Below are 21743 nucleotides of genomic sequence, written 5' to 3' on the forward strand. Positions count from 1 at the left end.
ATTTATTAGAAGATCAGTGCTAGATATTAGAAAACCAACGGCTAAACATTCGAACCTCATAAAAAAACCAACTAGTAGATGCTAGTTGGTTTCCCCTCTAAAGCTTCTCAAGTTCCTTGAATACATCAAAAGCGCCTTCACTCTTATTTGAACAAACAACACTCGTCACACCACTTTCCGGATAAAATGCTGAGTGGAAGCTCACGCCCGGGTCATAGCCCATCACATGGTATTTTGATATAATATCATCCCGTTTATCAATCCATACCCCGTAGCCGTAAAATCGGTCATAGTCGTCATCTGTATGAATATATGGCGTTAATAATTGCTGTGTCATCTCTGGATTTAAAAGCTCAAACTTCATCAATGCTTGCCAAAAATGATGCATATCATCCACTGTGACAAATGCTCCGCCGTCTGCACCGCCTTTTACGGGAACAGAGTAAATATTTGATTTCCAAGAACCGTCTTCCTCATCAATATAGCCGAGTGCCGTATTTGAAGGTAGGGCATCCAGTTCAAAGTAGCCTGACTGCTCCATACCTGCACGCTTGAATACGTGTTCCGTCACATACTCATCAAAGCCCTTGCCGCTCACCTGTTCGACGATAAGACCGAGCAGTATATAGCCCGCATTATTATAATGAAAGCGTTCACCTACTGCCAACTTCATCGGTTCATGCTGGAACAACGGCAAAAAATTATGGCCGTTTCGCATTAGATACATCGGCTGATTCACCCATAAATCCGCAAAGTCCTTCATTACTTCTTCGTCAAAATAATCCGGTATCCCCGCAGTATGTGTTAACAGATGGTGGATAGTGATTCCCTCGTCGAAATGGGGAAACGGCATGTCCAAAACATCGGATAACTTTGATTCAAATGTAAGCTGCTCCTTCTCTACAAGCTGACATATCGCTACTGCTGTAAAGATTTTGCACCCGGAAGCGATACCGAATCGCGTTTGCTCATTATTTAAAGTATGATGTGTACGATTCGAAAAACCGTTACTGTAATGCTGTAATAATTCATTATTTCGTTTTACTAAAACATTACCTGAAAAGTCAATCTCTTTCATAATTGCAGTTACTTTTTCATTTATTAAATGCATTTTCATCTTGATCCCCTTTAATTTTGAGTGATTATAGATAAAAACTGGGTAACTAATTTATTCCGAATGAGATTTTCGGAATAACAAAACTTGGCAATTCAATTTTAACATACCCCAAAGTTTTTTAAGCAATAAAAAAGGACTGACTTTAACAATTAATTGCTGAAGGCCTGTCTCTCTCATATAACCAGAGTATTACACTCGATTCCTATCCCCCTATTATTTATTGTTTGCTATTTCATGTTAAAAAACGCATTTCCATAACTCAGGAGATGCGTCATTGATTTGTATTACTCACTAAAATCCAAATTACTTGGATGTTCAGGCAAATGTTCGATATCAAGCATATTCGTTGTCGGTACTTTTTTCGTTACTTCCTCAAAACGGAAGCCATCCGCCCAAACCTTCCCTTGCCCAATAAGCAAAACACCAAAGTAAATGGAAGAACTATCTTCAGGAACATCTAATACGATTGAATAGTGGTTCCAATCTGACGTTCCCTTTATTGACCGGTTGTCCATATTATCAAATTGAATCGTATCTCCCATGCCATTATCAATCCGGAGCCAAGCCCCACATTTAAATACATTCTCTGTTTTTAGGAAACATGAAAGCTTTATTCGTTTTCCCTTATAGTCATGTGCTTGGAAACCTTGCATCATTGTAGCGAAGTGCTGTGCATTAACTTCACCCTTTGAATAGAGCATTCCGGATTTTGTACCTGTATGAAAAACATTTGAATCTACCGTCACTTCATATAATTCAGGGTTAGATCCACTTAAACTCCATCCTTTAATCTCTTGACTATCATTCATTTCTTTTTCCTCCTCCATCATTCTTACAGCTTGCATAAGCTTCCGATATTTTCCGGGTGGCAAGGAGTAAATTTCTTTAAATGCTCTAGTAAATGCTTCCTGCGATTGAAAATGAAATAAGAAGGCAATCGTTAATAATGATTCATTTGACTGCAAAAGAAGTATTGCAGCAGTAGCTAAACGCCGCTCACGGATATATTCACCGATTGACTTCCCTGTCTCCTGCTTAAAAATACGCAACAAATGGTATTTTGAGTATCCAATAACTGACGGGAAACTATCCAACTGAATTTCTTCAGTTAAATTACTTTCAATAAATGCAATAATTCTTTGGGTTACTTCACTGTAATACATCTTGCTCACCTCAAAATTATCATAACGAATGAAGAGAAATTTTATTTGATAATTCTTGCTAAAGTTCATCATCCATATATTAACATAAAAATCAGTAGAAAATTCAGTCTATTTAACGATTCGTATATGACGAAAACATGATAATTTAAAGTTATCACAGATTGAGAGAAGGAAAATGTTATGAATATTAAACATGTTACGATGTATGCGTCTAACTTCGATGCAACAAAACAATTTTATTTAAATAAGTTCCAATTCCCTCTAATTTCAGAAGACTCGGACCGCTTTACAATGAATGTTGGAAAGACAACGGTCACTTTCATTGAGGCTTCCTTGAACGAAATACCATTTTATCATTTTGCTTTCGATATCCCGTCAAATCAATTTGAATAAGCGAAAAAATGGGCAAAAGAAAAAGTAACATTATCAAAAAATCAGGGTGATGATGAAGTTTACTTTGAAGGAATTGATGCAAAGTCCATCTATTTTGAAGATCCGGCCGGTAATATTGTCGAATTTATTTGTCGCCTTTCAGATGCAAAACAAAGTACAGCACCGTTTTCGGCTTCATCCCTCCTAAAGATGTCGGAGATGAGTATTGTTGTAAAGGATAAGTTAAAATCCGTCTCGGCGTTACATGCAGTTTCTATTTTTGAACGTGATCATAAAGAAATTGCGGCTGAAGGTTTAACATTTATGGGGGCACGCAAAGATGCGTCCTATCTGTTATTCGTAAATGAGGGCCGCACATGGTTCTTTTCAAATAAGAATGCTGAAGTTTTCCCAATGGAGGTATTATTATCGGATGGAGTATTGGTTAAAATTGATGAAAATCTGGAATTGGTGAGTTCGAATCGTGGATGAAATGCTTGAAATCTTTTTAAGGAAACGAGCTTGGTTCTACAAGCTCGTTTGGGCAATCTGAACAATATTTCCCATAACATTATCGATATCGCCTTTATTCTTGATAATAAATAAATGGTCGGCCTCATGTACTGTTGGATCAACAATATCTTCGCCTAGAGATTCTGCCTGTTGTTTAAAAAGCAGTTCCTCAAAATTTGAAATTGATCCCCTAAATATATTTGTACTTCTTTGACTTTGTTTTACTCTGGAATGAAGTTCATCATCCGATATATCAAAGTGAACCAATATTCGAACAAAAAATTCAGATGGGAACACTTCCTCTAGTAAATACTTTCGAGCTTTGCTACTACGATTCGAATTGGAAATAATAAAATGAAAATCAGTATGTTCTTTAGCATAATCGACAATAAGCTTTGATAAAGAAGTTTTGAGGGTATTAGGCCCTTCAATCGGGAGTAGTTTTTTATAAAAAGTATTTAAAAATCCCGCGTGATTATCTTGGTCAATTATAATCGAGCTACTTAAATGTTTCTCTAAAGCATGTGCAAATGTAGTTTTTCCAGAATGGGTTTTGCCCACTGTAATAATTACTAATTTTTTCATTTGTAACCCCTTTAATAGAAGCACTAGCATAATTACTTATTTAATATCCGTTTCCCTTTTATTCTCTTCACTTTTAAACATATATCTTATACCTTTACCTGCAAGCGGTTCATCTGCATACCTTGGTAATACATGAAGATGAGAATGAAATATATGCTGGCCCCCAATTTTTCCACAATTCCATCCGAGATTATATCCTTGAGGTTGATACATTTCATCCAAGTAGTTTTTCACATCTTGAAGAAGTGCATAGGTTGCATTCCATTCTTCTACTGTTAAGTCAAATGGAGTTGCTCTATGTACTATTGGTATAATGACGCCAGAACCTTCAAGACGAATTCCTTTCTGTTGTGCCTGTTCCAACTGCAGAAACATACAGTATTCATTTCTTAAAATAAGTTTTTGAGTTGGTTCTAATTCTAGATTACAAAATTTACAATCTTTCATTCAGATTCTCTTCCTGACAATAATTATTATTTTACGGATTTCATTTAAATAAACAGTCGTCCTTAATTCTTTTCCTGTTCAATAAATAGTACATTGTTTTGTCTAGCTATTCGATAAATTTCGCTTTTATTTTCCTGTAGGAAATGGTTGTTCAAAGGAATTCGAATAGAATTGCCGTCTTTTGATATAAAATTGTATTCTTCGTATTTACCCGTGTCGTCGACATAATATTCAAGCGCTACTTCCTTGATTTCAGTCCATTGAAACGATTTTCCATCAAACAAATTATGCGAAACTACTTTTTCTTTTCCTATATATGTATAGCTTAAAACCGATAAATAAAAAACAAAGATCCCGCATGCAATAAAAACAATTAATAGGCTATATGTGAATTTGTTTTGTTTGATCAACGGGATAATGAATCCAATAAATAATAATAAACATGCAGCCACAACTAGGTTGAAATTTAAACCATTCGGAAAAAGCACGATTGCTGAAGAATCATACAAAAATGTTTGAACATAGAAAACAGGAAAGATTAGCCTAACGAAAGGTAAACTGATAATTGTTAATCCAGCAAGTACTAATAAAAGTAGCCGCGGCGAGTAATTGGTCGTAATTTTAATCCCCCCTAATAGTTAATGAATATATTAGAAATTATAACAAGGAAACGTGCGCCTTCATTTAAATATGCCTAAAAGAATATTATCTTCAATATCCCTTATTTTAATGAAAAAGGGCGTGATACTAAAATAGAATCACGCACTTAATTTATCTGGCATTTTTTAGAGAATTAAAATAACTGTGTAAATACTTTTTGAATGCTGAATTGTAAAGTTCTTATAGGTTTAAAGGTAATTGCGTGTAATAGGTTAACTGTGATAGCTGTATGCTGCCAGTCATCTCGCCTACCCCTGCATTTTGTAAAATTAAGTATTAAAACGATGTAAAAAGTAAGCTACTCCCACAAAAATGAGTAACATCATCGTTACCTTAATTAATGACACCTGCTCAATTAGCGGCGTATGTGTTGAGCGGTCCCTTGAAAAGATGGACCACCAGTTCGAATCTGGATATTCATGTGATATCCAGATCCAAATCAAAAAAATAACATAACTAATAACCAATAAATTTCATTTGAACCACCTTTATATCCTACTATAAAAGAATTCTAAGTTTGCTTAAAATAAAAGCGCATTCCTTGTTATACGAATGCGCTTTTAGTTGAAAAATGCTCTATAAATAACAATTGCATTATTATTATGAAAATAATGCTCCAACTAAAATCCCAGATTAAATTTTGTAGGCCGCCACCATGCTTACTTACATCCGGGTTTCTCTATAATTGTAGAACGCTTATCGTAATTAAAGAATCGCGCATGTATATTGAAGAATTTAACTGCTTAGAACGCCTTTCGCTGGTAAATTACTGAAGTAATCATCCAAGAAGAAACATATAAAATCAAGATAATAAGGATTGCTACGGTATATAAAGAAAGCATGGATAAACTGCCAATAATTTCAGTTACCGCTGTCAAACGTTCAGCAACATTCAATACAATAGCCGGTCCAACACTCCCTAATAGAAGAAAACCAATAATTACTCCCGGAAAAATATAACCGGGCTTAAATATATAAAATAACGGAAAGGTAATTGAAGCAAATATTAAGAACAACCCACTGCCCATTAAAATATCCGCCATCGTAAATGGTTTATTGAAGGCAAGAAATGCTATACTTGTCAATCCGATTGCTAAAATCATATAAACAATAGCGCCCAGATAACGTGATGCGATAATTTCCATACGTGTATACGGCAATGAATTTAATAGTATATTTGTCTCTACTTTTTCATCATAAACATAAGTATTAAAAGGAATAATAAGACTCGCAATTAGATAAGTCAAAACTGGATGTATGTCCATAATGATAAAGAAAAAGATTAAAGGAATAAAGGTAAATAGCTGCTTTTTCTGCAATATGACATCACGTCTGATTAAATTAAACATGGTGTACCCGTCCTTTCAAGTAATACATGATATCTTCCAGTGAGGCACGATCAATGACAACTGCGTCTCCGAAAGTATTGTTCACTGCTTTAATATTATCTGTTAATGCTTCAAACCCTGTTGGAGCACGGTGAACATGCACAAAGGCTTTTTCAGTATCTCTATCCAGGAGTTCCAATCTGCCTTTAACGAGCGCATAGTTTTCAGCTACTTCATGTATAGACTGATTAAAAATTAAATTACCACTCTGTATTAAAGCGATATAATCGGCGATTCGATCTAAATCAGTTGTAATATGTGTAGAGAAGAAAATAGTACGATTACCATCGATCATTAATTCTTGTAAGAGAACCATCAGTTCACGTCTGAAAATGGGATCTAGTCCCGCTGTTGGCTCATCCATAATAATCAGCTCCGCATTATGAGAGAGTGCGATTGCTAATGATGCCTTCATTTGCATCCCTTTTGAGAAAGTTTTGATTGCTTTATTAAGCGGTAATTCAAATTGATCAATATATTGATTAAATATTGTATCATCCCAGTTTTTATATGCTGGTTTTACTATACGCTTAATATCTTTTAGATTCAGCCCTTCAAAAAAAACATTGCCATCATATACAAATCCAATTCGCTCTTTGATTGCCTTCTCATGCGCCTTGTAGTCCATTCCGAAAAGTTTAACTTCACCTGCATCCGGTTTTAATAGGTTCATCATCATTTTTATAGTTGTAGATTTCCCCGCTCCATTCGCACCAATAAACCCTGTAACAAATCCTTGCTTCACTTGTAAATTGATATTATTAACGGAAAAGCCTTTAAATTTTTTCGAGACATTTACTAATTCAATTACATTTCCCACTTTTTCACTCCTCATATAAAATTTTTAGTAATTGCTGTAGCTCATCAAATGACAGCCCCATTTCTCTGCTATTCGTTATAACAGCACTCAGTTGCTCCTCAATGACCTTAAGCTTCTTCTCTCTCATTACCTCTATATTTTGCTCTGCGACAAAAGAGCCTTTTCCGACAATTGAATAGATAAAGCCCGCCTTCTCCAATTCCTCATAGGCACGTTTTGTCGTAATAACACTAATTTGCAGATCCTTTGCAAGACTACGCATGGAAGGTATTGATGCCCCCTCCTGTAATTCACCTGATAAAATAAATGATTTCATCTGATTTGTAATTTGTTCATAGATTGGCTCCTTTGAACTATTGGAAATTATGATTTGCATGCAAAAAACCTCTTCTTTATTTTATTGGAACAGACTAAAAGAATAATACCCATTATAATGTATATATACTATATATACATTATATACACAATTACAAATTCTTACAACCACTTTTTTAAAAACAATAAATTTATTTAAATTAAAAGGAAAAAGCATGTTTTGAAAAAGATAATCAAAACATACTCTTTAAAGATTTTATTTAAGGTGCTTTTATTTCCCTTATAAATTTTCAATTTAAATTAAGTATTGTACATATGCCCTTTTCAATAATCTTTCCCGCAAGAAACACAACGGTTATCCGTGTCAGTTTCTCCATACATCCGAAGTTCCTTTTCAATATTACATACACGACATTTTTCAAAGCGGATTTGCGGGAGTTTACCGGCTTCAGCCAATATAACCCATTGTTCTTCATATAATTTTTTAGTCATACCATAGTCAATTAAAACAAGGTGCCCCTCTTCATCCAAACCGTAATTTCCACTATCTTTAAAATCAAAGCCATCCAATTCATGATCGATTACATGGAGTGCAGCTTTTAAATCTTCCGTTATTCTTGAATCCGTCTCCAAATCAATATCGTATGAGCAGTGATTGATTAAAGGAAGTTGCTCATAAAAAGGCTGAATGACATATTTATCATTCATAAAAAGAATGGGCGCGATATGCTTTTCTAACCCCTTCATTCCCAACGTCTGATACATTTCATATTCATTTTTACTTTGAGCATATCCGATAGGATGCAAAAAGGTTTTAATTACAAGGTTTTCAAAACGATAAACTTTTCTTGTTGAGCCGATTCCAATCATCTTAGCTTGTTTAAGCAAATCTTCTATGTGTTCTACTACTGTGGAAATCTTCATTTTCTTCATCCCCGAATCATCTATGTATTTAGTTCTCGTGTTTACAGCTGCTTCTAAAAAATGGATCTATTATCCTTCATACCAGCCTTCATCGAATTCGAGATTTAATGCTTTACCTAAACGAATCCCAAATTCAATAAATCCTCTCCCCCTTGCTGTAATAATATTTCCATCCTGTACTACGAGATCATCACAGTATTTTTCTTTATCAAAAACACATAACTTTTCAATAGCTTCCATTGGTAACCCAACAGTATATTTCTTTCCTGTAAGCAAACCTGCTTTTGCCAATAGATACGGTGAACTCGATATACTTGCAACGATTGTCTCTTTTGTAACGGCTTGCTTTAAAAATTCAAATAATATTTCTTCATTAAGAAGCGTTTTAATATCCAAACACCCCGGCATCACGATACTATCAATTTCCTCAATGTTAATTTCCCTAATTGTTGTGTCAGCTACACACGTTAATCCAGACTCACCTCTTATGGAGTGATTATCCAACCCTACAGTAACCATGGTCTTGTTTCCTTGCATTAAAATAGACAACGCTATACTTAATTCATATTCACTGAATTGCGGATACAAAATTACTGCTGTTTTTTTCACAATCGCTACCTCCTTATTTCCGACCCGTTTTTATAGAACCGCCCGTGATTGTTTCGTTTGTTGTATGCTATTATTTCGGCATCACCACTTAACATATATAAACATTATTAATGAAATTATCGAAGCTGAAATAGCTTAATAAAAAATAAGCGCTATTCTTTTAAAAGAATAGCGCATGAAAACTATCCAGAAATTTTTGTTCCTTGATGAAAATGCATCTTCCACTGTCCATCCACAAATTTCCAAATCAACTCCGCAATGAATGCTGTTTGTTTACCTCATTATAAATCCGATACGTTGCTAGAACGATTTCTTCAGACAATAAATGTATTTCAAAGTCACTCATTGTCATTTGTACGATTCCCAGAGTCGCTTCGCTAATCTCCTCATCTTTGTACAATACTTTCCCTGAGCTTCCAAATTCAAAAAAATTGTCAGCAAGTAAGTTGGTTAGCTCCTCTTTTGATGTCCGTATTTCAGGTACCAACAATTTGTTTTCTAGTTGAAATAACTGTTTTTCCAATGCTGACTTTTTTTCCACTTTCAATTCACCTTTTCTGTACTTGGAAATGTAAATCGCTTATCTTAAACAGGAATAGTAGGTGATTGGCAACCATATGAGTATGCAAGACAACTAAAGCCAGCCTTTTCAAGAATAGGTTTACTCATTGGACTGGCATCAACCGTGAGGAAAGAAAACCCCCTCTCATAAGCTTTTTGTGCACGAACCGCCAATAGTTTTGAATAATAACCATTGCCTCGGAATCCTGGAAGCGTTGATCCACCCCATAAGCTGGCAAAGGATGAATTATCCTCTAAGTACATCCAAGCAGCACTTACAAGCTGGCCGTCGTCATAAACCCCATAAATATAGAGCGAGTCAGGATTATTTTGTTTGTCTCTCCAAAGTCTTTCTCCAAGCTCTGAATGGGATCCATTCCAGATAGCATCTTCTAGCGCAATAACATCATGGATGCCTTGTTCATCCGTTATTTCCTTTACTACATGTAAATCGAAATTTGTAAGGAAAGGATGACTTCCCGATAATTTCATGACCATCAATGCTTCTGGATTATCGATCGTAAATCCTTCTTGTTTAAGTATTTCAGTCAAATTATTAGGTTTGTCATAGCTGTACACTTTCCATTCAAAACTCTGCTTAAGGTTACCGAAATAAGTTAACTCATTTCGAATCACTTCCCTAGCAGAACTTTCATTTACATTAGAACTTAAAATAAATCCGCTTTCGTTATATTTTGAAATATGACGAACAACATGGTCGGTTTCTTCTCTTCTAAAACCTGGTGTTACAGCTTCTTGGCGTAGTTCTTTATGAAAAAGTGCAATGCATTCGTTTTTATCCATAGCCGAGTTCCTTTCAACGCATCAAATATTTTTATTGAAAAAAATTGAATAACTTATAAATATAGTAAACTAATTATACATGTTTTTGTTTAATCTTCCTCAATTTCTTCGGCAAATTTATTGATCCTTTCTAACATTGGCGGATGAGTATAGCGGAACCATTTGACAAGTGCTGGCGGGTTGACTTCACTAAGTCCGGCTTTCGTCAACTGTTGAAATGATGAGACCGCTGCCTCAGGATTTTCTACAAGTTCAATTGCAAATTCATCAGCCCGGATTTCCTGATACCGTGAAATTGCATTGGATAATGGGCTTGAGAAGAAAACGAGAAACGATGAAATCAATAAAAACAACGGCAAGGAGTTCATATTGCCCATATCTTTAATTTTCAAAACTGGTCCATAACGTCGTATCATCCAAGGCATAATCTTTGCGATTAGCCATAGTCCAATAAGTGTCATAAATAGATAGACTGCGATGTTTATATAGATATCCTTCAGCAAGTAATGACCCATCTCGTGTGCCATAATAAAGAGGATTTCATCATCCGTTAATCGGTTTAATGTCGTATCCCATAGCACTATCCGGGAATTTTCACCGATCCCTGTTACATAGGCATTTAAAGCATTCGTTTTCTCCGACATATTCACTTCATACACATGTTCAGATGGAATATTCGCCTGCTCTGCAAGAGAAAGAATTTTCGTCTCTAACGCTTTATCTTTTAATGGTGAGAAATCATTGTAGATCGGGTCGATCACGACAGGCTGAATGAACATGAGGAAAATTGAAAACGGCACAGTTAAAGCCCATGCATAGAGCCACCATTTTTTCGGGCTTTTTCTGATGAGCCAATAAAGCACCGCTACCATGATTACCGACATTCCTAACTCAAGCCAAAAATCAATTACATTTTCCCGCATCCATGATGAAAAGATCTGCGTACTGATGCCATAGCTTTTACTCAGCGTATAGCGGAAATAATCCAGTGGGAATTGGATGATGAAAAGTAGCAAGGACAGGAAAAACAGATACATCGAAGTTCTGAAAAGAGACCATTTAAATTGTTCAGAACTCCAACTTTCGAACAAACGTGAAATACCCATAATCAAAATAAAGAAATAAAGAAGCCATTCCAACGGCGTTGAAATAAAGAACAGGAAATTCCTTACTTTTGATAACTCTTCACTTAATAACAACTCCTGTGTTGTAAGAAAAGTGCTTGGATCTGCAGCCGTTCCTTGAAGAGCGGCTGGAATCCCACTATTTTGTCCATGGAAAAAATACAAATACATTGCGACAACATATAGTCCAAATGCAAAAACAGCCAGTAAACCCCATTTTTTTGTCATTCCTTCTACACCTCAATTCATTCGTTACCATATCCTATTATTGAAATGCGGAAATCATTTCTGCCAAGTTGGTCATACTCCTTTTTTGACGGTTCTACATGTCTTGGAATCTTCATAAATTGGACTCAATCTTAAATTGAATTAACAAGGAGCGCTTAATCATGTTGTTTGCTGTTCATTATTTGGAAAATAAAACACCTGTCCTAAGTCAGTGTCTAGAACGTATTCCCGAGGTAGACGAGGATATAAAAATTAAAGGCCGTAAAGGAAAAGTTTTAAATGTCGTTCAAATCGAGGAAAGTAAATATCATGTGCATGTCGTCTTAGAAAAAATAATTAAAAATCAAGCTGTATTGAAAGACGATAAAAACAAAAGACGTTAAGGAACATGAGAAAACTAGGGTAACTATTCTAAAAAATAAAGTAAAAATATAACAGTTCCCTATATACCTCCCCCTCTGTAAATGCTATAATAACAGTTAAGAACATGACTTTATCTGTTTCTTATCACGGTCTTGTAGCTCAGTTGGGAGAGCACCACCTCGACAAGGTGGGGGTCGCAAGTTCGAGACTTGTCGAGACCATTATTTCAAGTGCCTGTAAACGTTGGTATATCAGCGTTTACGGGCTTTTCCTTTTTAGGAGACTTCCTGCCTTACGCCTGATTTTTGGATTTGTCTGCAATTTGTCCGTAGGATTTTTCTAATTATTTAGTATTACTTTGGATAGTATTGTGAAAAATGTCTGCAATGTCATTATCTGCATTCGGCAATAGGTGTGCATAAAACTCTAATGTAATTTTAGGGTTGGCGTGACCTAACCGCTTTGAAATTTTAACGATGTCTACACCTTCTGAAATAAGTATTGATGCATGTGTATGACGAATATCATGATATAAATATCCGGTCACTCAACGCTGTATTACATTAGTTAATCTTTTTCAATGGTAGCACCGGTTTTTCTTCACTATATCTTGAATAAGACCAACCTTCATTCGAAACTCCTGTACATAAATTATCCGTACAGGAAAAAATATAAGTTTGCTGTTCTGTTTGGACATTTATTTCATAATGCAAAATAGAAGATGGATTAGCTACATTAAATCGACTTACTCCTTGTTTAATTGCATAAACATTCTCCCTTGCAGCAATTTCCTGATATTGTTCATTTTCCAGCACCATTTTAGTCATTTCTCCTAAAATGATTTGATCTTCTAAGTTTGGTGTATATGTATTTTTGATAAAACTACTAATCCCCAAATAAAAATTTAATACAAAGCTAATAAAAAGTAGGATTAAAATTAATTTTGTTTTTTTCTGCATATTTAAGCCCCCGCTTTGTGATTCCATTTATCAGTCTTTAGTGAAATGCAACGGATAACTGTAATTACATACCGGACATTCCGGCTATAATTAAGAAAGTGGTCCATAAGAAACCTAATCCTAACGCTAAAATAGATAGTGTCCTAAGTAAATTAATTGAATAGGAATAGAAACCATTTTTACTATCATCTCTTATTTTCAATGATAGGATAATGAAAATGACACCTAATATTCCTGTTAAATAAGTAATAGTAACCCCTACCCAATACCACGTTAACCCGTTTCCCCAATATGCCATTTCTCCAAATTTAATACTGAGATAAAATAATCCAACTGCACATAATAAAGAAAATAATGTATATAAATATAATTTAATAGCAACCGATTTCAATGAAGCTCACCAACGTTTCCAAATTTTATAAATTATCTTTAATTACCACTACATAGTAAATGACATCATTGCCCATTCAAAATCTAATTCTTTTCGTTTCACTTGTGGCGTGTTTGGATTATTTAAACTTACCATGATTTCGATAATCCGATTAAAATTTTTATTTTCAGTACAGTAAATACTATTTGGATGACTTGCGTATGCTTTACTTGCTGCACTACAACCCAGATGCATTTTCGTCCTCTTTGCAATATATTGTATATTATTACAAATAACTGATACTTTCTTGAACATTTTTCAAAGGAGTTAAGGTGACTATTTAAAAATACAAACTTACAGCTTTAAAATTGATATTTATTTGGCTATTTCTTTATACATGTTGATACCTGCAACATGGAATCCCAAACTATTATATAAATTTATTGCATGTTCATTGTTTCCGAAAACATGTAGTCTAAAAAAGGCGATTTTTCGATTTGCCAAATGGAATTCAAGTTCAATCATCACCTTTTTTCCAATCCCTTTAGAACGAAACTCATCCTTGAGATAGATCTCATATAAAAAAGCACTCTTGTTTTCTTCTACTACCTTCATCCATATATAACCTACGACTTTTTCATTTTCTATAATATTATAGAATTCATGACTTTTTGTGTTAAATCCATTTGGCAAATACCCTGTTATCGCTTTTTTCGCTCTAACAAAAGCTGTTTCATTTATTATTTCAAAAGTATTTTCTTCAAGTGTAAGAGCATACCTTTCCGTTTTATCTTTTAAGTATGTTTCGTATTCATTTTCTATCATAGGTCTTAATAGTATCACTGCTATAACCAGCTCTATTCTCATAAAACATTCACAAAGCGAGTTTTGGATTTTCTTCTTTTCCGGAAGGTCATATCAATCTCAAAAATTCAGTATTCTTAGGTTTTCTATCAGTAACGGGGTTAAAACTTTACCCTTAGAATTAAGTAACACGCGTGTTTCTATAGTCTCGCTAATATAAAAATGTATTGACTGATCATTTTTAAGTGGAATATTAAGTTGATTGGTATCTTCATTAATGCAGTAGAACACATTTTTTAACCATTCGAAGTCTCGACTTGTAAACGGGCCGAAAAATTGGACTGATTTTATTCCATCTATACCATTAGCTTTACTATTTGGTACCATTCGCTTACGCATTTTCTCTTCAATTTGTGGAGTATCGACTTGCTGAAAACCTAATTGAAATGGTACTTCGTCAAAATACGGGAGATATGCATTTTGCCACTTAGCAGAAAAATTAATTAGTTTAAAGAAAAAAGGAAAACTTATTCTTTCAGGATTTGATATGCCAAAACTTTCCAATAACTCAGTAGTTTTTTCAATATTATTTGTTTTGAGAAATAGTCCAATGACACCTCTGTGACCAGAATTATACTTATCAACCCAGTCTTTGATCCAGCCACCGCCATCTTTCGATTTAATATAGATAAACTCGAAATATTCATCTCCTATCCATAAATTAGAGGCTTTGAATCCTTTATTTCCTTTACCTTTTGAGGGTATATAAGGTAATCCTAACCGATTAACTTCCTCAATAAATTGAATATTTTTTTGATATTTCTCATCGACATTTACCACAATATGGTCGATAGAAAATGGGTTTAGTTTAGAAACCTGTTCCATATAGTTCCTCCTTATATAGTCAACATTGAATATATTGTTAAAAATAAAACCGATTTAATCGGAGTTATTTTCTTTTTTTATTACACCAATAACACTTTCAATCAACTGACTCTGCAATTCAATTGTTTTTATCATGTGATTGATCACAATTGAGGATAGTTCAGATAACTCGCCGTTAGTCGCAATTTCTTTCTGTTTCTTTCCAGCAATAATTTCTTTTTTTTCTTTGTTTAAAGCGCTGATATTGTTCTGAAGTATAGAAATCGCAGACTGATGATCTAATTGATACGCAAAACCAATTCCTGAATATAAATCACCATTGTAAAGAACGGGTGAGGATAGGGCATCTTTTATAAGTGATTGTTGATAATCTTTACCCTTTTGGGTAATTTTGAATTCAGAACGTTGCCGATTGCCTGTCATTTCAATGCTTGAAATGATGATATACCCTTCCTTTTCCAATTTCTTGATTGCATTATAAATCGAACCAGGTAATACACCACTCCACCGTTTGGCATCAGTATTTTCAAGTATTTGTTTCATCTCATAACCTGACATGGGGCGTCGATTTAACAGCTCTAGCACCAATAACTTAATCATTTTATCGCTCCTATATTCAACGTTGAATATATTATCATATAAAATCACTGAAAATGTCAACACTCCCAATTATTTTACATTCTGAAAGAACCATTATAAGAATCATTCTTATTTATTAATTAGTAAATCAGTGTTGCTTTATTGGATATTTAGTAGTTCAAAAAATGTTGGACTGTTTCAAACTTCTGTTAATATTCACACAAATAATCCGTTTAAATAAAATTGTTATTCCACAATATGGCCCGATTGTAGAATAACATCTAAAGACAATTCTTCACTAACTACCCGTTAGTTAAATAAAATCAACGACTATCTAGTTTTATGGAATAAAATGTCATAAAATGAATGCACTAATGATATGACCAATTTAGATACTGAGGACGATAACATAAGAAGAGGTGGTAAATTGTTTAAAATTTTAATAGGAGTAACTTCTCTAATATTTATAATTATTGGCATGTTACACGTTTTTTGGGCATTTGGTGGAGTTTGGGGAGTAAAAGCGGTTCTTCCGACTAAAGATGACAGTAAATTTCCAGTTTTACAACCAAGAATGTTAGGTACACTTTTTATCGGTTTATTTTGCTTTTTTGCATCTGTTCTACTATTAGTTCAATTAGATTTGTTTACAGTCATCCAACCCTCCCCCCTTTCAAAGTGGCTTTGTATAACTGGAGGAATTGTTTTCTTATTACGTGCTATTGGTGAAGGAAAATATGTAGGTTTTTTCAAGAAAATAAAACATACTAGATTCGCAAAACAAGATACCGCCTTCTATTCACCCCTTTGTGTATGGATTAGTCTTATTTTTTTGCTAGCATCATTTATATAAATTTGAATAAAGAACAATTAACAACAAAGAATTTCGCTCACGAGTTGAAACGTTACGATATAGCGTTGCTTTTGATATATTAGCTTCCGGATGCGGCATTTAATTTGCCCATAGAAAGTATTGTTCATTTATATGGCCCTATAACAGAAAAACGCGATTTTCTTATTGAAGAAACACGCCCGATTGTTGAAAGAATAACTACAGACAGGTTTACGAATATATCGAACAATTATGGTAATATGAAATTGTAGGGGGCATTTTAATGATCTATTTAACTATTATATATATGTTTATGTTAGCGGTAATCATTAGTGCTATTGGTGGCTTTATTTTTTATAAGTTAATTTATAAGAAGTTCTCAAGAACGCTAAGTTATGTATTAGGTGGTTTTTTATCTTTACTTCTAAGCATTCCATTGACAAAATTACTACTGTTTGGTGGTATTTGGTTTTATAATTTGCCTATCGCATTGCTGGGGATAGTGGTATATATCGCATTCATTATGTATTCCAATAATAATATTAAATTGATAAAGTGGATAGGAATAATTACTTTAATTTTGTTAATTGTTGCACATGTATATCTAATAATAATGACTATCTACTTCAATTAAAAAGCACCTAAACAATGTTTAGGGCTTTTTTTTCGTAAAGTTTGTGTCCCCCAAGTAAGATTTTTTTAGTGTGAATTAACTAGACCTGCCATTAATTCTACAATATTTTTTAAATATGAAGATATAAAGAAACTATTTATAGCTAAAATGACCAATGCGATTGCAATAATGTATTTTGTTAGTTTGTCCAATTTTATATTCAACCTCTCGTACTTTTTTATATGTATTAAAAATTAATTAAGAGACCTGAAACCCAGGCTAATGCACCAATACTTAGGGAAAGTACAAAAATAATAAACTCATAGGACCATGAGTTATCCTTTTCATAATTTCTTTGCCATTGTATCAAAAGTGCGATATTTACTATTAGTAAGGCTTCACTTATAGATATTATTGGTAGCAGCCAGTCAGTTTGATTTTTTTCGCTAGAATCAATATTCCAATATAAAACAATTAGTAAAACAATAATTATAAAAGTTATTCCTTTTGCCCATTTTGATTTTTTCATTATTCTCACTCCAGAGGTAATTTTAGTATTTCGCTACTTCTGATTATTTTAACATAATCATCCATTTACATTGAGTTCAGAATATGAAGAAAAAGGTATCAAAGGACCCATACATTTCAATCAATTTATATTAGAATTTGGATAAAGCAAAACGTTTTAATAGTTGACTTAAAAGAAGGTATAAAATTGAAAAAGAAAGATCGTAATGAATTTAAATTTATTTTTGGGATAACTAGTAGCCTATTAAACCAGAAATAAATTTCTTCATTCCGTCCCCTCCCCTTAATTCACATTACCATATAACACCAGTTACTCATAAATGGCCCTATAACGGAAAAACGCAATCTTCTTATTGAAGAAGGTAGTGACCCCTTAAAGTTAGAGTTTTTATTATGCAGCTAATTGGCTGGCATGTTTTCGGTAATTTACCGGACTCATGCCGGCCAGTTTTTGTTTAATACGAACATTATTATAATAATTGATATACTCATTTATTTTCTTCTGTAATGCTTCATAAGAGATGATTTGTTCTCCATAATACATTTCCTGTTTTAGTAAGCTAAAGAAGTTCTCCATGGCCGCGTTGTCTGCGCATGTTGCTTTCCGAGACATACTTTGAAAAATCCTGTTCTGCCTTAATGTTCTCACCCATGTATTATGTTGATAATGCCATCCTTGATCGGAATGAATTGTTGTCCTATATACTGCACGCTTTTGAATAATTGGAAGTGCTTGTCTAAGTGAATCTAACACAAAATCTAGGCTCGGCCGTTTTGACATACTAAACCCAATAATCTCACCATTATATAAATCCATGATCGGACTTAAATATAATTTTTCATCATCTGTACATTTAAATTCAGTTACGTCAGTCACCAATTTTTGAAGGGCATATGACGTTCTGAATCTACGATTCAAAAGGTTTTTAGCGACTTTACCAACTGTTCCTTTGTATGATTTATAGCGTGATTTACGTACGAATTTCACACATTTTAACCCTAGGTTTTTCATAATTCGTTGTACCTTTTTATGATTGATTGTATGTCCTTGCACTCTTAATTCCGCATGAATTCGGCGGTAGCCATATCGCCCCTTATGCTGTTCAAAAGTCTTTAAAATCAAGGCTTTCCACTCTAAATCTGGATCTTCTTGCCTCATCAGTTTGATATGATAATGATACGTTGCTTCAGGAATATCGACTTGTATTAAAATATCTTTTAATCGAAATCCTTCTTGTTTAAGTTCGAAGGCGATGGCTGCTTGGGCTTTTCGAGGAAGGCATCTGGATTCTCCCGAAAAGCCTTCAACTTTTTTAAATACGCTACCTCTAAACGAAGCAGTTCATTTTCTCGTTCTAGCTGCTCCTCACGTGACATTGTTTTTTCTTGGTTATTCACTGTTGATATTTGTTTCTTAGACATGGATGGGCGCCCCTTTGGTTTTCTTTGCAGGCCCTCTATCCCTTCTTTTAAAAACCGATGATATCAACTAGCAACTAAAGTTGGATCATTCAAGTTAAAGTGAATCGCAGTATCTTGATGGGAAGCACCTGTTCGTTTCATATAGCTTAATACATCTAATTTAAATTGAACAGAATAAAACTGCTTCGTTTTCTTAACAGATAGGCCACTACATCCAAACTCTTTATAAGCACGTACCCATTTCCTTAACGGAGTAGCACCGACACCATATTTTTTAGCTATCGCTCTATATCCCAGTGAGCCACTTAAATATTCTTGAACCACCATCAATTTAAATTCTTCATTATATTTCGTCATAAAAAATCACCCCAAAAGTTAGTTTTTACTCTAACTTTTGGGGTGCAGTACCGAATCGCGCCCGATTGTTGCATAAGGTAGGATTAGATTTATACATTTACAATGTTAAGCTATGAGATGATATCAAAAGACGCTTTGGTAAAGTTTATTCAACCTTTAATTATTCAAGAAATTTATAGTAGTATTATGATTAACAATAATAAGAGGTGGTTGCTAATGCCCTTAACACACGCATTTGGAATTATAAAAGATATTACCGAAAAATCCTACAAGAACTATGCACCTGAGAAGTCTCAATGTATTTCTGTAGACGATGAGATAATTACAAATTTAATGAAGCCCTTATCGTTAATGAAAACTTATTTCCATTCTTTAAATCGTCCTGAATACGGATTGGCATATCACGGTATTACTATTATTCCTCCAGAATCATTACCCACGTTTTTAGATATAGTTTTATCTGCTGATGATTTGAAAAAATTTGACGATTTAAATGAACTGGGCCAAAAAATAATGCAAGCAAAAAATGAAAATAAATATATGATTCATTACGGGATTTAAACGTATATTTAAAGATACATGGCCCTTTTACGCAAAAAAGGGTGGCATCAGATTTAACCATTTACAATGTTCAGTAAATAGATGTTACCAAACTTGGTTTGGAGACGTTCTTACTTAATATTAAATTTGGTATTATTGAAAAAAAGAGGGGGGTTATCTTTGAGCTCAGAAGATAAAAAAATTCAAAAAGAACTTACAACTGAAGAAAAAAGTATGATTCTTACTGAAATAAACAAAGTATTGAACAGTGGCTTTCGAATATTAGGTTTTGATGGTGGAATGGCATTTCCACATTATCCATATTATTCGTATTTCAGTGATTCTGATAAAGAATTGAGACGTTATTCTATTGGTATATTTACTATTTGGCTTGGCTATTGGAATACAGAATGCAGTTTCCGTTTTACTAAACAAAGTGAGTTATATAAGTATATTAAAGCTTTAGTTGAATACCAGGAAGAAATCGAAAAAGATTTCCCCGTATTATTTAATTATATTGTTTCCTTTCTAATAGAGCTTACCGAAAATTATGGTTATGGGGAGCAGACACGTATGAAACCATATATCACTAATATTGTTAAGGAAGATTTTCTCAGTAAAAAATCATATTATGGAAAAAAATATAGAAATAGAATAAATTTTATTGAATTCCTTAAAGAACTTAAAGTTGAGGATTATGATAAACCATATGAATAAAATACACATAGGTATATTTAAATGTAAATAAATATACCTTGTAAATCCTCACTTGAAGGTTAATAAGAAGCCTCCCGGAAAAAAATATTATTCCACAATACAAATTTGTATATATAATAAATATGTAGGCTAAAGCTGGGGCAAAAATAAGCATTGCAATCCAATGTTTTTGTAATGACCAATTAAAATCTGAAAGCCCTGGTAAAAAGAACAGCAAGCCAAATAAAATACCTAAAGAGTACGACTTAAAATAATTTTTCAATTTAACACCTTCTTAATAGTTAAGTTAATCCAAGATACAATTATAAACAAAATAGCTACGAAAGTATCGCTAGGTTAAATTTAAAAAATGAAAGTTATTTAATAATATTGCACTATAACGGAAAAACGCGATCTTCTTATTGAAGAATCGCGCCCGATTGTTGAATAGCAGATACCATTAGCTTAATTCCTTCAAGGTTATTTTCAACAAAGTCACCAAACTATGCTTTCATCCTCTTGAGCGCTTCTTTTTGTTATATCTAAGCTAAAGTGTTTTAAGTCCGATTTATCTACATTTTTCTTTAAATATTCTTTTAGTTTCAATTCACTTTTAGTTTCATCCATTTCAATCAAAATGATCGAATCATATGTGTTTGCTCCGTAACTAAACAAACCATATTCATCGAAACCATCGTCAAGTACTGATGCAATACGTTCCCAGCGTTCAACATTACTTTCATTAGCAGCTACTTCATTTTTGTAAAAGGAAATAGTAAATATTAAAGTAACCACAATACCTACTAATAAACCAGAAACAAATTTCTTCATTTCGTTCCCCTCCCCTTGATTTACATTACCATATAACACCAGTTTCTTATACTATTAAATGGTCCTATAATGGAAAAACGTGATCTTCTTATTGAAGAATCACGTCTGTTTTGTTATGTAAAGGATGACACCAATTAGCTACCTATTTCTATACCCTAAATATACATACAATAAAAACATAGCTTATTTTCCTAATAAATGGTATCTTGAGCTAAGCAGGCTTCGTTCATGAAAACACAACTGCCTTTATATGATGTTTAATTATAAGGCGCTTAAAATCGAGCGGATTCTTCTTACAGAATCGCGCCCAGATTGTTGAAAACCGTTTTTTTCA

The 21743-nt window shown here is 33.7% G+C and carries 30 protein-coding genes, 1 tRNA gene and 2 pseudogenes; 9 read left to right on the forward strand and 24 right to left on the reverse strand.

Annotated elements, in window-relative coordinates; all coding sequences use genetic code 11:
- Nucleotides 1-97 precede the first annotated feature (97 nt).
- Together MHB58_RS10465 and MHB58_RS10470 are read right to left on the reverse strand one after the other, a co-directional pair.
- Nucleotides 98-1117 (reverse strand): serine hydrolase domain-containing protein, encoded by a 1020-nt coding sequence (locus tag MHB58_RS10465; RefSeq protein ID WP_014823714.1) that lies wholly within the window; start codon nt 1115-1117, stop codon nt 98-100.
- Nucleotides 1118-1401: 284 nt separating this feature from the next.
- Nucleotides 1402-2280 carry a helix-turn-helix domain-containing protein gene (locus tag MHB58_RS10470; RefSeq protein WP_014823713.1) on the reverse strand — a complete coding sequence of 293 codons (879 nt, stop codon included), beginning with the start codon at nt 2278-2280 and terminating at the stop codon, nt 1402-1404.
- A 180-nt stretch (nt 2281-2460) separates the two neighbouring features.
- Between MHB58_RS10470 and MHB58_RS10475 the strand changes: the two genes are divergently transcribed.
- Both MHB58_RS10475 and MHB58_RS10480 read left to right on the forward strand, forming a co-directional pair.
- Nucleotides 2461-2673: a VOC family protein gene (locus tag MHB58_RS10475; RefSeq protein WP_014823712.1), complete on the forward strand. Its 213-nt coding sequence runs from the start codon at nt 2461-2463 to the stop codon at nt 2671-2673.
- A 198-nt stretch (nt 2674-2871) separates the two neighbouring features.
- On the forward strand, nt 2872-3144 hold the full coding sequence (locus MHB58_RS10480) for a hypothetical protein (RefSeq protein ID WP_014823711.1): 273 nt from the start codon (nt 2872-2874) through the stop codon (nt 3142-3144).
- 36 nt (nt 3145-3180) lie between these two features.
- Here MHB58_RS10480 and MHB58_RS10485 read toward each other — a convergent pair whose 3' ends face one another.
- From MHB58_RS10485 to MHB58_RS10535, 11 genes and pseudogenes are all read right to left on the reverse strand, one after another.
- Complete coding sequence (locus MHB58_RS10485; RefSeq protein WP_014823710.1) at nt 3181-3750, reverse strand: AAA family ATPase; 570 nt, start codon at nt 3748-3750, stop codon at nt 3181-3183.
- 36 nt (nt 3751-3786) lie between these two features.
- Nucleotides 3787-4197: an HIT family protein gene (locus tag MHB58_RS10490; protein WP_014823709.1), complete on the reverse strand. Its 411-nt coding sequence runs from the start codon at nt 4195-4197 to the stop codon at nt 3787-3789.
- A 62-nt stretch (nt 4198-4259) separates the two neighbouring features.
- A complete protein-coding gene (locus MHB58_RS10495) occupies nt 4260-4607 on the reverse strand; it encodes a hypothetical protein (RefSeq protein WP_148271506.1) in 348 nt (115 codons plus the stop codon).
- 993 nt (nt 4608-5600) lie between these two features.
- Nucleotides 5601-6206 (reverse strand): ABC-2 transporter permease, encoded by a 606-nt coding sequence (locus MHB58_RS10500; protein ID WP_014823707.1) that lies wholly within the window; start codon nt 6204-6206, stop codon nt 5601-5603.
- Nucleotides 6199-7065, reverse strand: a complete 867-nt coding sequence (locus MHB58_RS10505) for an ABC transporter ATP-binding protein (protein ID WP_014823706.1) — start codon at nt 7063-7065, stop codon at nt 6199-6201. The genes MHB58_RS10500 and MHB58_RS10505 overlap by 8 nt, the downstream gene beginning before the upstream one ends.
- Nucleotides 7066-7069: 4 nt before the next feature.
- Nucleotides 7070-7441 (reverse strand): GntR family transcriptional regulator, encoded by a 372-nt coding sequence (locus tag MHB58_RS10510; RefSeq protein WP_014823705.1) that lies wholly within the window; start codon nt 7439-7441, stop codon nt 7070-7072.
- 263 nt (nt 7442-7704) lie between these two features.
- Nucleotides 7705-8313, reverse strand: a complete 609-nt coding sequence (locus MHB58_RS10515) for a protein kinase (protein ID WP_232504473.1) — start codon at nt 8311-8313, stop codon at nt 7705-7707.
- Between the two features lie 60 nt (nt 8314-8373).
- On the reverse strand, nt 8374-8913 hold the full coding sequence (locus MHB58_RS10520) for a DJ-1/PfpI family protein (protein WP_014823703.1): 540 nt from the start codon (nt 8911-8913) through the stop codon (nt 8374-8376).
- 182 nt (nt 8914-9095) lie between these two features.
- Nucleotides 9096-9454 (reverse strand): annotated as a pseudogene (locus MHB58_RS10525) (nuclear transport factor 2 family protein).
- A 44-nt stretch (nt 9455-9498) separates the two neighbouring features.
- Entirely contained in the window at nt 9499-10278 is a 780-nt protein-coding gene (locus MHB58_RS10530; protein WP_340735162.1) for a GNAT family N-acetyltransferase, read from the reverse strand.
- 89 nt (nt 10279-10367) lie between these two features.
- Nucleotides 10368-11630 (reverse strand): M48 family metallopeptidase, encoded by a 1263-nt coding sequence (locus MHB58_RS10535; RefSeq protein ID WP_014823700.1) that lies wholly within the window; start codon nt 11628-11630, stop codon nt 10368-10370.
- A 161-nt stretch (nt 11631-11791) separates the two neighbouring features.
- Between MHB58_RS10535 and MHB58_RS10540 the strand changes: the two genes are divergently transcribed.
- Together MHB58_RS10540 and MHB58_RS10545 are read left to right on the forward strand one after the other, a co-directional pair.
- A complete protein-coding gene (locus MHB58_RS10540) occupies nt 11792-12013 on the forward strand; it encodes a hypothetical protein (RefSeq protein ID WP_014823699.1) in 222 nt (73 codons plus the stop codon).
- Nucleotides 12014-12141: 128 nt separating this feature from the next.
- Nucleotides 12142-12214 (forward strand) — tRNA-Val (locus tag MHB58_RS10545).
- Between the two features lie 122 nt (nt 12215-12336).
- Here MHB58_RS10545 and MHB58_RS10550 read toward each other — a convergent pair.
- The 6 genes from MHB58_RS10550 to MHB58_RS10575 form a co-directional block, all read right to left on the reverse strand.
- Nucleotides 12337-12540 (reverse strand): tyrosine-type recombinase/integrase, encoded by a 204-nt coding sequence (locus MHB58_RS10550; RefSeq protein WP_081483442.1) that lies wholly within the window; start codon nt 12538-12540, stop codon nt 12337-12339.
- Nucleotides 12541-12556: 16 nt separating this feature from the next.
- Nucleotides 12557-12952, reverse strand: coding sequence for a hypothetical protein (locus tag MHB58_RS10555; protein WP_014823698.1), 396 nt, complete (start codon nt 12950-12952; stop codon nt 12557-12559).
- A gap of 64 nt (nt 12953-13016) precedes the next feature.
- Nucleotides 13017-13343 (reverse strand): hypothetical protein, encoded by a 327-nt coding sequence (locus MHB58_RS10560; protein WP_340735163.1) that lies wholly within the window; start codon nt 13341-13343, stop codon nt 13017-13019.
- A gap of 354 nt (nt 13344-13697) precedes the next feature.
- On the reverse strand, nt 13698-14189 hold the full coding sequence (locus MHB58_RS10565; RefSeq protein WP_014823695.1) for a GNAT family N-acetyltransferase: 492 nt from the start codon (nt 14187-14189) through the stop codon (nt 13698-13700).
- A gap of 57 nt (nt 14190-14246) precedes the next feature.
- Nucleotides 14247-15011: a VOC family protein gene (locus MHB58_RS10570; RefSeq protein WP_014823694.1), complete on the reverse strand. Its 765-nt coding sequence runs from the start codon at nt 15009-15011 to the stop codon at nt 14247-14249.
- A gap of 54 nt (nt 15012-15065) precedes the next feature.
- Nucleotides 15066-15611, reverse strand: coding sequence for a PadR family transcriptional regulator (locus MHB58_RS10575; protein ID WP_014823693.1), 546 nt, complete (start codon nt 15609-15611; stop codon nt 15066-15068).
- A gap of 406 nt (nt 15612-16017) precedes the next feature.
- Between MHB58_RS10575 and MHB58_RS10580 the strand changes: the two genes are divergently transcribed.
- Nucleotides 16018-16443, forward strand: coding sequence for a DUF3995 domain-containing protein (locus tag MHB58_RS10580; RefSeq protein WP_014823692.1), 426 nt, complete (start codon nt 16018-16020; stop codon nt 16441-16443).
- A 262-nt stretch (nt 16444-16705) separates the two neighbouring features.
- A complete protein-coding gene (locus MHB58_RS10585) occupies nt 16706-17056 on the forward strand; it encodes a hypothetical protein (RefSeq protein WP_014823691.1) in 351 nt (116 codons plus the stop codon).
- 226 nt (nt 17057-17282) lie between these two features.
- On the opposite strand, the gene MHB58_RS10590 is transcribed toward MHB58_RS10585, so the two are convergent.
- On the reverse strand, nt 17283-17564 hold the full coding sequence (locus MHB58_RS10590) for a hypothetical protein (protein ID WP_014823690.1): 282 nt from the start codon (nt 17562-17564) through the stop codon (nt 17283-17285).
- Between the two features lie 123 nt (nt 17565-17687).
- On the opposite strand from MHB58_RS10590, the gene MHB58_RS10595 reads away from it, so the two are divergent.
- Nucleotides 17688-17822 (forward strand): DUF3977 family protein, encoded by a 135-nt coding sequence (locus tag MHB58_RS10595; RefSeq protein ID WP_148271537.1) that lies wholly within the window; start codon nt 17688-17690, stop codon nt 17820-17822.
- A gap of 132 nt (nt 17823-17954) precedes the next feature.
- Here the strand turns inward: MHB58_RS10595 and MHB58_RS10600 are convergent.
- From MHB58_RS10600 to MHB58_RS10610, 3 genes and pseudogenes are all read right to left on the reverse strand, one after another.
- Nucleotides 17955-18821, reverse strand: a pseudogene (locus MHB58_RS10600) (IS3 family transposase); the annotation flags it as partial.
- Nucleotides 18782-18985, reverse strand: coding sequence for a hypothetical protein (locus MHB58_RS10605; RefSeq protein ID WP_340735164.1), 204 nt, complete (start codon nt 18983-18985; stop codon nt 18782-18784). The pseudogene MHB58_RS10600 and the gene MHB58_RS10605, both read right to left, overlap by 40 nt.
- 63 nt (nt 18986-19048) lie before the next feature.
- Nucleotides 19049-19342, reverse strand: a complete 294-nt coding sequence (locus MHB58_RS10610; protein ID WP_340735165.1) for a transposase — start codon at nt 19340-19342, stop codon at nt 19049-19051.
- Between the two features lie 216 nt (nt 19343-19558).
- Here MHB58_RS10610 and MHB58_RS10615 point away from each other — a divergent pair, with 216 nt between their 5' ends.
- Nucleotides 19559-19903 (forward strand): hypothetical protein, encoded by a 345-nt coding sequence (locus MHB58_RS10615; protein ID WP_014823689.1) that lies wholly within the window; start codon nt 19559-19561, stop codon nt 19901-19903.
- A 159-nt stretch (nt 19904-20062) separates the two neighbouring features.
- A complete protein-coding gene (locus MHB58_RS10620; protein WP_014823688.1) occupies nt 20063-20599 on the forward strand; it encodes a hypothetical protein in 537 nt (178 codons plus the stop codon).
- 474 nt (nt 20600-21073) lie between these two features.
- Here the strand turns inward: MHB58_RS10620 and MHB58_RS10625 are convergent, their stop codons facing one another.
- Nucleotides 21074-21409 carry a hypothetical protein gene (locus MHB58_RS10625; protein WP_014823687.1) on the reverse strand — a complete coding sequence of 112 codons (336 nt, stop codon included), beginning with the start codon at nt 21407-21409 and terminating at the stop codon, nt 21074-21076.
- Nucleotides 21410-21743 lie beyond the last annotated feature (334 nt).

It is taken from the genome of Solibacillus sp. FSL K6-1554, assembly GCF_038005185.1.
GTDB classification, from domain to species: domain Bacteria; phylum Bacillota; class Bacilli; order Bacillales_A; family Planococcaceae; genus Solibacillus; species Solibacillus silvestris.

Coding starts and splice junctions, on each gene's coding strand:
- MHB58_RS10465 (WP_014823714.1), bottom strand. CDS start 1,117: ATGAAAATGCATTTAATAAATGAAAAAGTAACTGCAATTATGAAAGAG.
- MHB58_RS10470 (WP_014823713.1), bottom strand. CDS start 2,280: ATGTATTACAGTGAAGTAACCCAAAGAATTATTGCATTTATTGAAAGT.
- MHB58_RS10475 (WP_014823712.1), top strand. CDS start 2,461: ATGAATATTAAACATGTTACGATGTATGCGTCTAACTTCGATGCAACA.
- MHB58_RS10480 (WP_014823711.1), top strand. CDS start 2,872: ATGAGTATTGTTGTAAAGGATAAGTTAAAATCCGTCTCGGCGTTACAT.
- MHB58_RS10485 (WP_014823710.1), bottom strand. CDS start 3,750: ATGAAAAAATTAGTAATTATTACAGTGGGCAAAACCCATTCTGGAAAA.
- MHB58_RS10490 (WP_014823709.1), bottom strand. CDS start 4,197: ATGAAAGATTGTAAATTTTGTAATCTAGAATTAGAACCAACTCAAAAA.
- MHB58_RS10500 (WP_014823707.1), bottom strand. CDS start 6,206: ATGTTTAATTTAATCAGACGTGATGTCATATTGCAGAAAAAGCAGCTA.
- MHB58_RS10510 (WP_014823705.1), bottom strand. CDS start 7,441: ATGCAAATCATAATTTCCAATAGTTCAAAGGAGCCAATCTATGAACAA.
- MHB58_RS10515 (WP_232504473.1), bottom strand. CDS start 8,313: ATGAAGAAAATGAAGATTTCCACAGTAGTAGAACACATAGAAGATTTG.
- MHB58_RS10530 (WP_340735162.1), bottom strand. CDS start 10,278: ATGGATAAAAACGAATGCATTGCACTTTTTCATAAAGAACTACGCCAA.
- MHB58_RS10535 (WP_014823700.1), bottom strand. CDS start 11,630: ATGACAAAAAAATGGGGTTTACTGGCTGTTTTTGCATTTGGACTATAT.
- MHB58_RS10540 (WP_014823699.1), top strand. CDS start 11,792: ATGTTGTTTGCTGTTCATTATTTGGAAAATAAAACACCTGTCCTAAGT.
- MHB58_RS10555 (WP_014823698.1), bottom strand. CDS start 12,952: ATGCAGAAAAAAACAAAATTAATTTTAATCCTACTTTTTATTAGCTTT.
- MHB58_RS10565 (WP_014823695.1), bottom strand. CDS start 14,189: ATGAGAATAGAGCTGGTTATAGCAGTGATACTATTAAGACCTATGATA.
- MHB58_RS10570 (WP_014823694.1), bottom strand. CDS start 15,011: ATGGAACAGGTTTCTAAACTAAACCCATTTTCTATCGACCATATTGTG.
- MHB58_RS10575 (WP_014823693.1), bottom strand. CDS start 15,611: ATGATTAAGTTATTGGTGCTAGAGCTGTTAAATCGACGCCCCATGTCA.
- MHB58_RS10585 (WP_014823691.1), top strand. CDS start 16,706: ATGATCTATTTAACTATTATATATATGTTTATGTTAGCGGTAATCATT.
- MHB58_RS10590 (WP_014823690.1), bottom strand. CDS start 17,564: ATGAAAAAATCAAAATGGGCAAAAGGAATAACTTTTATAATTATTGTT.
- MHB58_RS10605 (WP_340735164.1), bottom strand. CDS start 18,985: ATGTCTAAGAAACAAATATCAACAGTGAATAACCAAGAAAAAACAATG.
- MHB58_RS10610 (WP_340735165.1), bottom strand. CDS start 19,342: ATGACGAAATATAATGAAGAATTTAAATTGATGGTGGTTCAAGAATAT.
- MHB58_RS10615 (WP_014823689.1), top strand. CDS start 19,559: ATGCCCTTAACACACGCATTTGGAATTATAAAAGATATTACCGAAAAA.
- MHB58_RS10625 (WP_014823687.1), bottom strand. CDS start 21,409: ATGAAGAAATTTGTTTCTGGTTTATTAGTAGGTATTGTGGTTACTTTA.